The following is a 13,688-nucleotide window of genomic DNA, read 5'->3' as shown; positions in this document are numbered from 1 at the left end:
CCCCGCGTGGGTCGAGGGCCGGGACCGACTGCGCGCGGCGGCGACGACGGCGCCGGGCAGGCTCCGGATCATCGGCGCCGTCCTGGCCCTGCTCGTCGTGGCGTTCGGCGCGGTCACCACCTGGCAGATGTCGGATCGCTCGGCCGCCGCGAACAGCGTCCTGAACCGCAGCCAGCCGCTGAGCGGCGACGCGGCGGCCATCTACCGCTCCCTCGCGGACGCCAACACGGCCGCGTCCAGCGGCTTCCTGGCGGGCGGTCAGGAACCGGCCGACGTGCGCGACCGGTACAACGCCGACATCGACCGGGCCTCCGAGAAGCTGGCGACCGCCGCGTCGAACGCGGGCTCGGGCTCGTCGGCCGCCGACTCGGTGACCAAGCTGAACAAGCTGCTTCCGGAGTACACCGGTCTGATCGAGCGGGCCCGCGCGAGCAACCGCCAGGGCCTCCCCCTGGGCGGCGCCTATCTGCGGTACGCGAACGACAAGATGCAGACCCAGATGCTCCCGGCAGCCGAGCAGCTCTACACCGCGGAGAAGGAGCGGCTGAACAGGGACTACGACGACGCGAAGCCGTATCCCTGGTTCGCCATCGCCCTCGGTCTGCTGGCGCTCGGCGCCCTGTTCTGGGCCCAGCGCCGCAACTACCGCCGGACGAACCGGGTGTTGAACCACGGCCTGGTCGCCGCGACCGCCGCCTCGACGATCGTCCTGCTCTGGCTGGTCGCGGGCCACACCGTCGCCCGCTCGGGACTCAACGACTCGTACGACCACGGCGTGAAGTCCCTGAACGTCCTGAACGACGCCCGCATCAGCTCGCTCAAGGCCCGCAGCAACGAGAACCTCACGCTGGTCAGCCGCGGCGCGGAGACCGTCGAGGTCGGCGCGGAGAAGGTGGTCAAGGACAAGTTCGACGTCGCCTACCAGACGCAGATGAAGCAGCTCGGCAGCGCGGACAGCGGGCTGCTCGGCAAGGCCGCGGCCATCGCCGACGACGCGTCGGGCAAGAACCCCGTCGAGGCGGCCGCGAAGAACGTGTCGGTCTGGAAGGACCGGCACAAGACCGCGCGGGACAGCGACGACGCAGGTGACTATCAAGGGGCGCTCGCCAAGGTCGTCGGCGACAAGAACGACGAGCCCACCGGCGAGTGCTTCGACAATGTCGACGACGCACTCGAAGACGCGCTGGGGCACGAGCAGGCCGAGTTCGAGCAGGCGGCGAAGGACGGCAAGGGAGCGATGAGCGGGCTCCCGGTGGGCGCCGCCGTGCTCGCGGTGCTCGCCGCCGCAGGCGCCGTGCTCGGCGTCGGGCGCAGGCTGTCGGAGTACAGGTGAGAGGGGGCGAGCGGACGATGCGTACGCGAGGACTGGCGAGGCTGCGCGGCTGGGGTGGAGCTGCCGCCATGGCGGTGGCCTGCGCTCTCACGGGCTCCCTCGTGCTCGTGCTGCCCGAGGCGGGCAGCACGGTCAAGGCCGACAGCGCCGCGAGCCGCGGCTCCCAGGGTTCCGCCGAGGCCGCTCCCGCGCGGGCCGAGAAGTGCGAGAGCCCGGAGGAGAGCCTGTCGCCCGACGACAAGGACGGCCCGACGATCGAGGCCATCCGCGACCGCAAGGTCAAGAAGCTCATCGTCGGCGTCGACCAGAACAGCTACCGCTGGGGCTATCGCGACCCGAACAAGAAGACGGCGACGCTCGAAGGCTTCGACATCGACCTCGCGCACAAGATCGCCGAGGAGATCCTCGGCGACCGCGACGCCGTGCTCTTCCGCGCCATCCCCACCAACCAGCGCGTCAAGGCGATACAGAGCGGCCAGGTCGACATGGTCGTGCGGACCATGACGATCACCTGCGAGCGCGAGGAAGACGTCTCCTTCTCCACCGCCTACTTCAAGACCGGTCAGCAGGTCCTCGCCCCCAAGTCCTCGGACATCACCGGGTTCGACGACACACTGGACGGCAAGAAGGTCTGCTCCGCGAAGGGTTCCACGGCGCTCACCAAGCTCGGGGAACTCAAGAAGAAGGGCCTCGATGCCGACATCGGGACTACGGTCCCCAACCAACTCGACTGCCTGGTAAGGCTCCAGCTCGGTGAGGTGGACGCCGTCGTGACCGACAGCGCGCTCGCCGCGAGCCAGGCCGCACAGGACCCGACGGTCGAGCTCAAGGGCGACGCACCGCTCAACACCGAGTACTACGGCGTGGCGATGAAGAAGCCGGAGAAGGGCAAGGACGACCTGGTGCGGCGGGTCAACCAAGTCCTTGAGGACTACCGCAAGAGCGGCTGGCAGAAGAGTTACGACCACTGGCTGAAGCCCGCCCTCGGCGAATCGGCGGGACCGCCCGCACCGAAGTACAGCGACTGAGCCGGACGTGCACAGCAACGCAGAGCGGAGAGGTGATCGATGAGCGTCGCGGGACCCACCGGTCCTGTGATGGACCGGGACGAGGTGGACCGTGCGCTGGCGCGGCTCGACGCCGAGCACGAGGCGATCGAGACCTCGCTCCTCGCCCTTCAGGATCACGCGGGCCGCCGACTCCTCGAAGGTGCCGGTCTCACCGGCACCACCCAGGAGCGCTGGCAGGCCACCGAACAGCAGATCACCCTCCTGTGGGCCTACTTCGACGCGTACGCCGCCGCCCTGCGCGCGGCGCACGAGACGCGGGCCCGCAGACGCTGGCCCAACAGAGACGACCTGGTGGAGCTGACCGAGCTGCTGCGCGGTGAGAGCGTCACCGTCGCCGGCGGCGCCGCCCCCGCGCCGCCGGCCTCGATCACCGGACCCGCCAAACTCACCGAACGCTTCACGCTCATCGAACTCGTCTCGCGGATGAACGACCTGTACGCCCACTCGCTCGACATGGTCGTCGCCGCCGACTCGGTCTGGTCCGCGCTGCCCGCCCGGATAGACCTCCTCTCCGCCGAGCTGCAGCGCACCCGGCAGCTCGCGCACTCCGTGGGCGTGCGGCCCGGCGAGCATCCGGCGGGCGACGACCTGGAGCGGATCACGGCCGAGCTGACGCTCCTCCGCGAGCAGGTGATCTCCGATCCGCTGGCCTTCTGGCAGCCCGTGCGGGGCAGTTCGGCCCCCGGCGGCGGCCGCCCGCACACCGAGCGGTACGACCGCGAGGCCCGCGCCCTCGAGGACGTGCGCCGGGAGATCGACGCGGTGCTCACCGTCCGGCAGGATGCGGAGCTGCGGCTCGGCAGGCTCCGTGACGTGCTCTCGCGCGCGGACCGCACCCTGGCCGAGGCACGCTCCGCGCGCGGCGAGGTCCTCGCCAAGATCGCCGCGTCCGAGGTGCCCGCCGTCAGCGGCCCGTCGACCGCGCTGCAGGAGCAGCTCGCGATGGCGTCCGACTACCGCAGGCACGCCCAGTGGCACCGGCTCTCCCCGCTCCTGGAGTCCCTGGAGGAGAAGGCCGAGGACGAACTGCTGCGCGCCCGCGAGTCGTTGACGGCCGTCACCCAGCCCCTCGCGGTCCGCGCGGAGCTGCGCGGCCGTCTGGACGCGTACAAGGCGAAGGTCGCCCGGCTCGGCCACGCGGAGGACCCGCTCCTGGTCGAGCGGTACGACGCGGCGCGCCGGATGCTGTGGAGCGCGCCCTGCGATCTGCGCGTCGCCGAACAGGCGGTGCTTCGTTTTCAGCAGGCGGCCGCCGAGGTCCTTGCACCGAGGGTGCCGCAACAGGGCGGTCCCACCGACCGGAGGGGGGAAGCATGAGTGAGCAGCGGAAGTGCCAGCGACCCGGATGCACAGGGTCGTACGAGGACGTGGGCGGCGGCGAGCTGTACTGCGACACCTGCGGCCTTGCCCCGGTCGTCTCACCGACGGGCATGGTGTCCTCTCCCCCGACCGGCATCACCGGCGGCGGCAAGGGATCGGGCAGCAGCAGCTCCCGCTCCAGTTCGCGCGCGTCATCCCGCTCGTCGCGCTCGTCGCGCTCGTCTAGGTCTCAGTCCTCGCGCCGTTCGGTCTCGGGGCGGCTCTCGCGCTCGCTGTCCGGCAGTTCGACGTCCCGCTCGGTCTCCGTGCGCAGCTCCGGCTCGGGGGCGGGTTCATCGGCACGCAGCAGGCTCGGCGTGGGCCTGGTGCTCGTGCCCGAGGTGCCGCGCCCCGATCCACGCCAGGCGGTGCAGGAGAACCCCGAGGTTCCCGAGCGCAAGCGCTTCTGCTCGCGCTCCGACTGCGGGGCTCCGGTGGGCCGCGCGCGCGGGGAACGGCCAGGGCGCACCGAAGGGTTCTGCACCAAGTGCGGCCACCCGTACTCGTTCGTGCCGAAGCTGAGCACCGGCGACATCGTGCACGGTCAGTACGAGGTCGTGGGCTGTCTGGCGCACGGCGGGCTCGGCTGGGTCTATCTCGCCGTCGACCGCGCGGTCTCCGACCGCTGGGTGGTCCTCAAGGGCCTGCTCGACACGGGCGACCAGGACGCGATGGCCGCAGCGATCTCCGAGCGCCGCTTCCTCGCCGAGATCGAGCACAGCAACATCGTCCGCATCTACAACTTCGTCGAGCACCTCGACCAGCGCACGGGCTCCATGGACGGCTACATCGTCATGGAGTACGTCGGCGGCAAGTCCCTCAAGGAGATCGCCAACGAACGCCGTACGGCGCAGGGCAAGCGCGACCCGCTGCCCGTCGAGCAGGCCTGCGCGTTCGGCATCGAGGCCCTTGAGGCCCTCGGCCATCTGCACAGCCGCAATCTCCTGTACTGCGACTTCAAGGTCGACAACGCCATCCAGACCGAGGACCAGCTCAAGCTGATCGACATGGGCGCGGTCCGCCGCATGGACGACGACGAGTCGGCGATCTACGGAACGGTCGGCTATCAAGGGCCCGAAGTCGCCGAGCTCGGCCCGTCGGTGGCCTCCGACCTGTACACGGTGGCGCGCACGCTCGCCGTGCTCACCTTCGACTTCCAGGGCTACACGAACGTCTTCGTGGACTCCCTGCCGGACCCGGACAACATCGAGGTCTTCCGCAAGTACGAGTCGTTCTACCGCCTGTTGGTGCGCGCGACCGACCCGGACCCGGCCCGCAGGTTCGCGTCGGCGCAGGAGATGGCGGAGCAGCTCACGGGCGTCCTGAGGGAGGTCGTGGCCCTCCAGACGGGTCGGCCGCGCCCCGCGCTGTCCACCCTGTTCGGGCCCGAGGTGAAGGTCACGGACACGGAGTTGTTCGCCGAACTGACCGGGGACGTCTCGCAGTTCGGGGTACGTGTGCTGCCCACGGGACGGCGCAAGGGGCAGCCTGAACTGACGGCAGGCCGGGCGAGCGGCAACGGCACCCCGGCGCTCGCGCCGCCGCCCGTGCCTCCGGCCGCGCCGCCGGCCCGGATCGTCCGCTCTCTCGACGCCCCCGCGACGGCGCTCGCGCTTCCGGTGCCGCGCGTCGACCCGAACGACGCGAACGCGGGGTTCCTGGCCGGGCTCATGGCCTCCGCGCCCGCCGAGCTGATCACCGCGCTGCGGGCCGCGCCCACCGACTCCGTCGAGCTGAGGCTGCGCGGGCTCCGCGCCCGCCTGGCCATGGGTGAACCGGAGCCCGCCGCACAGGCGTTGACGGAGCTTGAGATACAGCATCCGGACGACTGGCGGGTGGTCTGGTACCGCGGCGTGGCCTCACTGGCGACCGGCGACCACGAGAACGCGGCGCTGTCCTTCGACGCGGTGTACGACGCGTTCCCCGGCGAGCCCGCGCCCAAGCTGGCCCTCGGCGTCTGCGCGGAGGTCCTGGAGCAGCTGGACAACGCGGCCGAGTACTACCGCCTCGTCTGGGCCACCGACCCGAGCTATGTCAGCGCGGCGTTCGGCCTGGCCCGCGTACAACTCGCGTCGGACGACCGGCGCGGCGCCGTGCACACCCTGGAGTCGGTGCCCGAGGCCTCGATCCACTACACGGCGGCCCGCGTGGCCGCGGTGCGGGCGCGGCTGCGGCACCGTATGACGTTGGACACCGCGCCGTCGCCCGGCACTCTTTTCCTCGACGACCTGACGGCGGCGGCGGGCCAGGTGGAGGCCCTCGCGGGCTTCGGCCTCGACGCGGTGCGCCGTGAGCGGCTCTCCACCGAGGTCCTTGGCACCGCGTTGGACTGGGTACTCTCCGGTAGGCACTCTGGTCACGCCGCCGCCCCGCCGACAGCACCCGCTGCACCGGCAGGCGGCTCGCGGACCGTGCTGCTCGGCAGCGACCTGGACGAGCGCGGCCTCCGGTTCGGCCTGGAGCGCTCGTACCGAACGCTTGCCCGGCTCGCACAGGGTGGCGAGGAAAGGATCGAACTGGTGGAACGGGCCAACCGTTTCCGCCCTCGGACGTGGGTGTGAAGATGTCGCAGATGCACCAGCAGACTGCCGGGGCAGGTTCCACGTGCCCCGGCTGCGAAGAGCCGCTGGAATCGGGTGACCTGTTCTGCGGCGCGTGCGGGTACGACCTGTCGGCGCAGCCGGCGGGGTCGGACGACCGCCCCACCGTCGCGATGAACGGCTCGTCGTCCGCGGCGCCGCCCGACGCGTCGTCGCAGTGGCCCGTCGCCCCGGACGTGGACAGCTCCGACATGCCGGTGCCCGCGCACCTGCCCACCGACCTGCCGGTCACGGAGTCGTCGGGCGGCGAGCCCTCCCCGAACGCGGGGGACGGCCCCGCCGAGCGGCCCGCCGAGCCGGACGAGTACCCCCTGCCCGCCCCCGGCGCCCCGCCGGAGCCCGAGCCCGCCGACCCACGGGCCGTCCTGTCCGAACCCACGCCGCCCGCGGGCACCAAGCTCTGCGTGGCGTGCCGTTCGGGCCGCGTCGACCCGGACGGCTACTGCGAGAACTGCGGGCACGCGCAGCCGCGCGAGCGCGACCACATGGAGCAGCAGCTCGACGCGGTCGCCGCGGTCAGCGACCGGGGTCTGCGCCACCACCGCAACGAGGACGCGTTCGCCATCTCGTCGGCCGCGCTGCCGGACGGATCCCCCGCCGTCGTCGCGATCGTCTGCGACGGCGTCTCGTCCGCCACCCGCCCCGGCGAGGCCTCGCTCGCCGCGTCGCGCGAGGCCAACGAGACGCTGCTCGACGCCCTGCCGCGCGGCACGCACCCGCAGCAGGCCATGCACGACGCGATCCTCGCGGCGGCCGACGCCGTCAACGCCCTCGCCGCGGAGCCCACTCAGGCCAGGGAGCACTCCCCGCACCAGAACGCGCCCGCGTGCACGCTCGTCGGCTCGATCGTCGCCGGCGGCCTCCTGGTCGTCGGCTGGGTCGGCGACAGCCGCGCCTACTGGGTTCCCGACGACCGCAGCAGCCCGACCGTCCGGCTCACCGAGGACGACTCGTGGGCCGCGCAGATGGTGGCCGCGGGTCTGATGAACGAGGCGGAGGCGTACGCCGACGAGCGCGCGCACGCCATCACGGGCTGGCTCGGCGCCGATGCGTACGAACTGGAGCCGCACACCGCTTCCTTCAAGCCGGACCGCGCGGGTGTAGTGGTCGTATGCACCGACGGGCTGTGGAACTACGCGGAAGCGGTGGAGGAGATGGCGCGGGCCGTGCCCGTCGATTCCGCCCTGCGCCCACTGCACAGCGCCCAGGTCCTGGTCGGCCACGCACTGGACGGCGGGGGCCACGACAACGTAACAGTGGCGATTCTGCCGTTCCGTCTCGTGCCGCAAGGGGCAGGATCCGCCTAGTGAAGGCCCCCACAACGGTGGGCCGGCCACGCGCACTTGTCACCCACCGGCTTGGGGAAGCCGGTGGGAACGTATAGGGGGAGCAGGGATCCATGGCCAACTTCTCGAAGTCGAACGTGCCGCAGTTCTCGGTCGACGTGTACCAGAACGAGTACATGGCGGAGGGCGCCCGCGAGGTCAACGCGATCGCCACCGTCACCTCGACCGGCGGCGGCACGGTGGGGTCCGCGGTGAGCGCCCCGCACCTCTACTCGGCGGGGCAGACCCCGGACGCGGCCGTGGCGATCATGGTCGACTGTTCGGGATCGATGGACTACCCGCCGACGAAGATGCGCGGCGCCCGTGACGCCACGGCCGCCGCGATCGACGCCGTACGTGACGGAGTCCACTTCGCGGTGATCGGCGGCACCCATGTCGCCAAGGAGGTCTATCCGGGAGACGGCCGCCTGGCGGTCGCCGACGCGCACACCCGGGGGCAGGCCAAGCAGGCCCTGCGCAAGCTCAGCGCGGGCGGCGGCACGGCGATCGGCACCTGGCTGCGCCTCGCCGACCGGCTCCTTTCCTCGGCCGACGTCTCGATACGGCACGGCATCGTGCTGACGGACGGCCGCAATGAACACGAGTCACCCGAGGACCTGCAGGCCTCCCTCGACGCCTGCGCGGGCCGCTTCACCTGCGACGCCCGCGGTGTCGGCACGGACTGGGAGGTGAAGGAGGTCACAGGGATCGCCTCGGCGCTGCTCGGCACCGCCGACATCGTCGCCGACCCGGCCGGGCTCTCCGCCGACTTCACGCAGATGATGGAGGCGGCGATGGGCAAGGAGGTCGCCGACGTCAGCCTGCGGCTGTGGACCCCCATGGGCGCCGAGATCAAGTTCGTCAAGCAAGTGGCGCCCACGGTCGAGGAGTTGACCGCGCGCCGCACGGAGGCGGGACCGCGCGCCGGCGACTACCCCACCGGGTCCTGGGGCGACGAGTCCCGCGATTACCACATCTGTGTCGAGGTGCCGAACGCCGAGCTCGGCCAGGAGATGCTCGCGGCCCGCGTCTCGCTGATCGTGCCGCAGCCCGACGGTAGCGCCCAGACGCTCTCGCAGGGTCTGGTGCGGGCCGTGTGGACGGACGACATGTCCGCTTCGACGTCGATCAACCCGCAGGTGGCGCACTACACGGGCCAGGCGGAACTGGCCCAGGTGATCCAGCAGGGCCTCGATGCACGCAAGTCGGGAGATATGGACGGAGCAACGGCCAAACTGGGCCGTGCCGTTCAGCTCGCCAGCGCCTCGGGCAACGAGGACACCGCGAAGCTGCTTTCGAAGGTGGTCGACGTGGTCGACGCCGTGGCAGGTACTGTTCGATTGAAGGCTAGGGTCGCCGAGGCCGACGAGATGACTCTCGAGACGCGGTCCACGAAGACTGTTCGCGTGAAGAAGTAGCACCACCCATAGAGCACTCATAGAGCACTCATAGAGCACCACCCATACCCATCAGTAGCCACACAGCAGCACGTACGGCCCTCGGGCCGGAGAAGGAGAGGGGGAAGCGCCGACATGCCGACCTGCCCGAACGGACACCAGTCGGGTTCCGACGACTGGTGCGAGGTCTGCGGTCACCGCATGGCCGGTGCCGTACCGCCTCCGCCGCCGCCCCCGGCCGCTCCCGGCTACGGCTATCCGCCTCCGGGGCCCGGCCAGGACGCCGGGTATCCGCAACAGGACCCCGGTTATCCGCAGCAGGACCCCGGATACCCCCAGCAGGCCCCCGGCCGCCCGCACCTGTCGGCGGTCCCGGACCAGGCCGCGGAGGCCGAGCTCTGCCCGCAGTGCCGCACGCCCCGCGAGGCGAACGCGCCGTTCTGCGAGGAGTGCCGCTGGAACTTCCTGACGAACACGGCGACCTCGTACACCCCGGCCGCTCCGCACCCGCCCGCGCCGAACCCGGCGCAGCAGTTCCAGCAGCCCCCCGGCCAGCAGCCGCCCGGCACCCAGCCCGGCCAGGACCCGTTCGGGTACCAGGGCTCGCGGCCCTCGCAGATGAACAGGCCCGCCGAGCCGATCCCGCCGTTCGGCAACGGCAACCCGTCCGGTCAGGTGCCCCCGCCGTACAACGGTGAGGCGCCCCCGCCGCCCTACAACGGCGGTGACCAGTCGGGGCAGCCCCCGCAGGCGTTCCAGCAGCAGGGTCCGCCGGCGCCGCCCGCGTTCCCGCAGGAGACGGGGACTCCGCCGCCTCCGCAGCAGCCCGGTCCCGGCGGTCCGCCGTTCGGTGGCGGTGGCAGTGGCAGTGGCAGTGGCGACGACTGGGTGCTCTCGCCGCCCTCGTCGTCCGCTCCGGGTCCCGGCGCCCCGCAGGCTCCCGAGCAGGGCGAGTGGGGCCGGCAGCAGCCGGGCGGGCCTCCGCAGCAGACGCAGGCGCCGCAGGGCCCTCCGGGCTACCAGGCGGTGCCGGGGCCCAGCACCGGCACGGTCACCTGGTCGGCGACGATCGGTCCCGACCGTGAGTACTTCATGGCGATGATGCACCGCAGCGGTCCCGAGGCCTCGAGCCTGAACCTGCCCGCGTACTCGCCCGAGCAGCAGCGCCCGCTGGCCGGCAACCAGATCACCATCGGCCGTCGCAGGCACTCCACCGGTGACACCCCGGACATCGACCTGTCGGTGCCTCCGGAGGACCCGGGCGTATCGCACCAGCACGCGGTCCTGGTCCAGCAGCCGGACGGCAGCTGGGCGGTCGTCGACCAGAACTCGACCAACGGCACCACGGTCAACAACGGCGAGGAGCCCATCCAGCCGTTCGTCCCCGTGCCGCTCCAGGACGGCGACCGGGTGCACGTGGGCGCCTGGACGACGATCACGATCCGGCACAGCTGAGGATCACGGCACAGGGGATCACGGCACAGAGGCTCACGCGAGTGGCCAGGCGTACGGCCCTTCGGGGTCGTCGAGCCAGGCCCACTCGTGCGGCCCGCTGACGCTGACCCCGAAGCGCTCGCGCACCGGCCGGCCCTCGCGCTGCCACAGGGCGAGGGCCTCGTAGGGGTCGAGGCTCCCGGCGGTCAGCTCAAGCAAGAAGCGGAACAGCTCGTTCTGCAGGGCCCTGCGCGGCAGCCCCCCGAGGTGCTGCTCGTGCGGGGCCCTTGTGCTGCCGCCCCGCAGCGGCACGAAGTACGCGGGGGTGTGCAGGAAGCGGCCTTCGGCGTGCTCGGCGTCCCGCACCGTAAGGGCGATCAGGCCGGTGGCGAGCGGGGCCAGGATGCGGGCGCCGGGGCGGCACTGGGCCAGCCAGGGGCGCGGCACGGAGGTCAGGGTGCAGGTCGCGATGATCCGGTCGTACGGGGCGCGCTCCGGGCACCCCGCGCTGCCGTCGCCAGTGACGACGGCCGGGTGGTATCCGGCGGCCGTGAGATGCCGCCGCGCGGACTCGGTGATCTCCGGGTCCAGGTCGACGGTGGTGACGTGTTCGTCGCCGAGCCGGTGGGCGAGCAGGGCCGCGTTGTAGCCGGTGCCCGCGCCGATCTCCAGGACGTCGCAGTCCCCGTCGCGCAGATCCAGCTCCTGAAGCATCTTCGCCATCAGGGAGGGCTGGCTGCTGGACGAGAGCAGCTCTCCGTCGCGTACGCGGGTGGCGAGCGGGGTGTCCGCGTAGGCGCCGTTCAGCCAGCGTTCCCGGCGTGCGGGGTCGGGGTCCTCGCCCCACAGGCGTTCGTGGCCGCCGCCCGACGCGGTGACGTAGTAGTACGGCACGAACAGGTGCCGCGGGACCTGCTCGAACGCCGCACGCAGCTCGGGGTCCCGCGTCAAGGCACCGCTGGCCTCGATCTCGCGGACCAGAGCGGATCCGGCCTCCGCGGCGAGAAGGGGGTCGACTGTTGGTCCCATATAGCCACTGTGCTGCGGTATGGCCCGCGATGCGAGCGACAGGACGTACCGATCCGGAGGAGATCGGTCCCGTCCGGAAGCCGTGAGCACCGATCCGGAGGCCGACGGTCCTAAGTCTTCCGTCCTCGGCCGCCCCGTCTGAGACCATGGACGGTGTGAAAGAGATCCCGCGCGGCACGCTTCAGGAGCAGACCTTCTACGAACAGGTCGGCGGCGAGGAGACCTTCAGGCGCCTGGTGCACTTCTTCTACCAGGGGGTCGCGGAGGACCCGCTGCTGCGGCCGATGTACCCGGAGGAGGATCTGGGCCCGGCCGAGGAGCGCCTCGCGCTGTTCCTGATGCAGTACTGGGGCGGCCCCCGCACGTACAGCGACAATCGCGGCCACCCCCGGCTGCGGATGCGCCACGCGCCGTTCACCGTCGACAGGGCCGCGCACGACGCCTGGCTGAAGCACATGCGGGCCGCCGTCGAGGAGCTGAAGCTCTCCGAGGAGCATGAGCGGACGCTGTGGAACTACCTGACGTACGCGGCGGCGTCCATGGTCAACTCCGAGGGCTGACGGCTCTCCCCGCTCTCCCGACCCCCTTCCCGACCCCCCTTCCCGAACTGCCTGCACTCTGAAAGCATCCGTACAGACTTTCGGGGGCGAAGGTGTACGGCACGGGCACGGGGGGTCGCGGGGGCTGTGACGGGGTTCGTTTTTCTGCGCGTGCGCGCGCATCGGCTGCTCCTTGCCGCCGCGCTCCTCGCCGTCCTCCTCACCACGGCGGTCCTTGCCACGCTCACGGCGTTCTCCGGCTCCATCGGTGACGCGGCGCTGCGGCACAGCCTGCGTACGCGCTCCGCGGCACAGGCCTCGCTCGTCGTGCGGGCCCAAGTCCCGCCCGGCGCCCAGGAGTCGGCGGACCGCGCGGTGCGCGAAGCCGCTCGGCGCACGTTCGACGGACTGCCGGTGGGGCTGCGCTCCCTGGCCCGTTCGGGGCCCTACGCCCTGCCGGGCGCACGGCAGGGCGCCGAACCGGACCTCACACACCTCGCGGCGCTCGACCGGTCCAGGGTCCGCCTGACCAAGGGCAGTTGGCCTTCCCCGTACGAGAAGTCGCGGGGCGAGGCGGTCGAGGTGGCCCTCCCCGAGGCGGCCGCCGCGCGTCTGAGGCTCGGCCCCCGCTCCGCCCCGCTCACCCTCACCGACCGGCTCACCGGACCGAGGATCACCGTCAGGGTGACCGGCGTGTACCGCCCCGCCGGCCCCACCGAGCCCTACTGGCAGCTGGACGACGTCGGCGGCAGGGGCGTGCGCGAGAGCGTCTTCCTGACGTACGGGCCGCTGCTCGCCGACCCGACGGCCCTGGGGCACGTCTCCGCGGACCGTACGCAGTGGCTGGCCACCGCGGACTTCGACGCCATGACCACGGACCGCGTCGACGCGCTGCGTGCGGCGGCGAAGAGCGGGCCCGCCGCGCTCGCCAAGTCCGCTTCCCCGTCCCTGGGTGGCAGTCCGAGCGCGAGTACCGCTCTGCCCGACGTCCTCGACCGGGCCGAGCGCGCACTCCTGGTGTCCCGTTCGACGCTGCTGATCGTCGCCCTTCAGCTGATCATGCTCGCCGGGTACGCGCTGCTGCTCGTGGCGCGGCTGCTCGGCAGGGAACGCGGCGGCGAGACGGGTCTACTCCTGGCGCGCGGCGGCTCGCGCGGCCGGGTGGTCTGGCTCGCCACGGTCGAGGCACTGCTGCTCGCGCTGCCCGCCGCACTGCTCGCGCCCCTGCTCGCGGGCCCGCTGACCGGGCTGCTCGCGGGGCAAGGAGCGCTGGCACGGACGGGAGTGCGGATCGACGGGGCGGCGGGCGCGGACGTGTGGCTGATCGGCGTGATCACGGCCCTTGGCTGCGCGCTCGCGGTGGTCGCGCCCGCGCTCTCGGCGAACACCGGCTCGCTTCGGCGGACACGGTCCGCGGCGCTCCCCGCACCGCTGCGGGCGGGCGCCGACGTGGGCCTCCTGGTGATCGCGGCGGTGGCGTACTGGCAGCTGGACGGCAGGACGTCAGGCTCGGGCGCGCTGAGCGGCGACGGCGCGGGCGGCCTTGGCATCGACCCGCTGCTGGTGGCCGCGCCCGCCCTTGCCCTGCTCGCGGGCACGGTG

General features: G+C 72.1%; 10 protein-coding genes. 9 read left to right on the top strand and 1 reads right to left on the bottom strand.

Translation table 11 applies throughout. From position 1 onward, the window contains the following. From ABD378_RS27710 to ABD378_RS27680, 7 genes are all read left to right on the top strand, one after another. The coding region (locus tag ABD378_RS27710) for a hypothetical protein (RefSeq protein ID WP_344524953.1) at window positions 1–1,333 on the top strand (1,333 nt) is incomplete at its 5' end. A 17-nt stretch (window positions 1,334–1,350) separates the two neighbouring features. Continuing rightward, window positions 1,351–2,361 (top strand): glutamate ABC transporter substrate-binding protein, encoded by a 1,011-nt coding sequence (locus ABD378_RS27705; protein WP_344524951.1) that lies wholly within the window; start codon window positions 1,351–1,353, stop codon window positions 2,359–2,361. Between the two features lie 39 nt (window positions 2,362–2,400). Then, the gene (locus tag ABD378_RS27700) at window positions 2,401–3,720 is read left to right on the top strand and encodes a coiled-coil domain-containing protein (protein WP_344524949.1); all 1,320 of its coding nucleotides are present in this window, start codon (window positions 2,401–2,403) and stop codon (window positions 3,718–3,720) included. After that, on the top strand, window positions 3,717–6,323 hold the full coding sequence (locus ABD378_RS27695) for a serine/threonine-protein kinase (protein ID WP_344524947.1): 2,607 nt from the start codon (window positions 3,717–3,719) through the stop codon (window positions 6,321–6,323). The genes ABD378_RS27700 and ABD378_RS27695 overlap by 4 nt, the downstream gene beginning before the upstream one ends. 2 nt (window positions 6,324–6,325) lie before the next feature. Beyond that, window positions 6,326–7,669, top strand: a complete 1,344-nt coding sequence (locus ABD378_RS27690; RefSeq protein ID WP_344524945.1) for a protein phosphatase 2C domain-containing protein — start codon at window positions 6,326–6,328, stop codon at window positions 7,667–7,669. Between the two features lie 92 nt (window positions 7,670–7,761). Continuing rightward, window positions 7,762–9,105 (top strand): VWA domain-containing protein, encoded by a 1,344-nt coding sequence (locus ABD378_RS27685; protein WP_344524943.1) that lies wholly within the window; start codon window positions 7,762–7,764, stop codon window positions 9,103–9,105. A 114-nt stretch (window positions 9,106–9,219) separates the two neighbouring features. Then, window positions 9,220–10,539 (top strand): FHA domain-containing protein, encoded by a 1,320-nt coding sequence (locus tag ABD378_RS27680; protein ID WP_344524941.1) that lies wholly within the window; start codon window positions 9,220–9,222, stop codon window positions 10,537–10,539. Between the two features lie 33 nt (window positions 10,540–10,572). Here the strand turns inward: ABD378_RS27680 and ABD378_RS27675 are convergent, their stop codons facing one another. Then, complete coding sequence (locus ABD378_RS27675; protein ID WP_344524939.1) at window positions 10,573–11,547, bottom strand: methyltransferase domain-containing protein; 975 nt, start codon at window positions 11,545–11,547, stop codon at window positions 10,573–10,575. 146 nt (window positions 11,548–11,693) lie between these two features. Between ABD378_RS27675 and ABD378_RS27670 the strand changes: the two genes are divergently transcribed. Together ABD378_RS27670 and ABD378_RS27665 are read left to right on the top strand one after the other, a co-directional pair. After that, a complete protein-coding gene (locus ABD378_RS27670) occupies window positions 11,694–12,107 on the top strand; it encodes a globin (RefSeq protein ID WP_249589865.1) in 414 nt (137 codons plus the stop codon). A 126-nt stretch (window positions 12,108–12,233) separates the two neighbouring features. After that, on the top strand, window positions 12,234–13,688 hold a 1,455-nt coding region (locus ABD378_RS27665; protein ID WP_344524936.1), incomplete at its 3' end, for an FtsX-like permease family protein.

This window comes from Streptomyces rectiviolaceus (genome assembly GCF_039533825.1).
GTDB classification, from domain to species: Bacteria; Actinomycetota; Actinomycetes; order Streptomycetales; family Streptomycetaceae; genus Streptomyces; species Streptomyces rectiviolaceus.
This window is presented reverse-complemented; position numbering and strand designations above follow the sequence as displayed.

Coding starts and splice junctions, on each gene's coding strand:
- ABD378_RS27675 (WP_344524939.1), bottom strand. CDS start 11,547: ATGGGACCAACAGTCGACCCCCTTCTCGCCGCGGAGGCCGGATCCGCT.
- ABD378_RS27700 (WP_344524949.1), top strand. CDS start 2,401: ATGAGCGTCGCGGGACCCACCGGTCCTGTGATGGACCGGGACGAGGTG.
- ABD378_RS27680 (WP_344524941.1), top strand. CDS start 9,220: ATGCCGACCTGCCCGAACGGACACCAGTCGGGTTCCGACGACTGGTGC.
- ABD378_RS27705 (WP_344524951.1), top strand. CDS start 1,351: ATGCGTACGCGAGGACTGGCGAGGCTGCGCGGCTGGGGTGGAGCTGCC.
- ABD378_RS27695 (WP_344524947.1), top strand. CDS start 3,717: ATGAGTGAGCAGCGGAAGTGCCAGCGACCCGGATGCACAGGGTCGTAC.
- ABD378_RS27670 (WP_249589865.1), top strand. CDS start 11,694: ATGGACGGTGTGAAAGAGATCCCGCGCGGCACGCTTCAGGAGCAGACC.
- ABD378_RS27685 (WP_344524943.1), top strand. CDS start 7,762: ATGGCCAACTTCTCGAAGTCGAACGTGCCGCAGTTCTCGGTCGACGTG.
- ABD378_RS27690 (WP_344524945.1), top strand. CDS start 6,326: ATGTCGCAGATGCACCAGCAGACTGCCGGGGCAGGTTCCACGTGCCCC.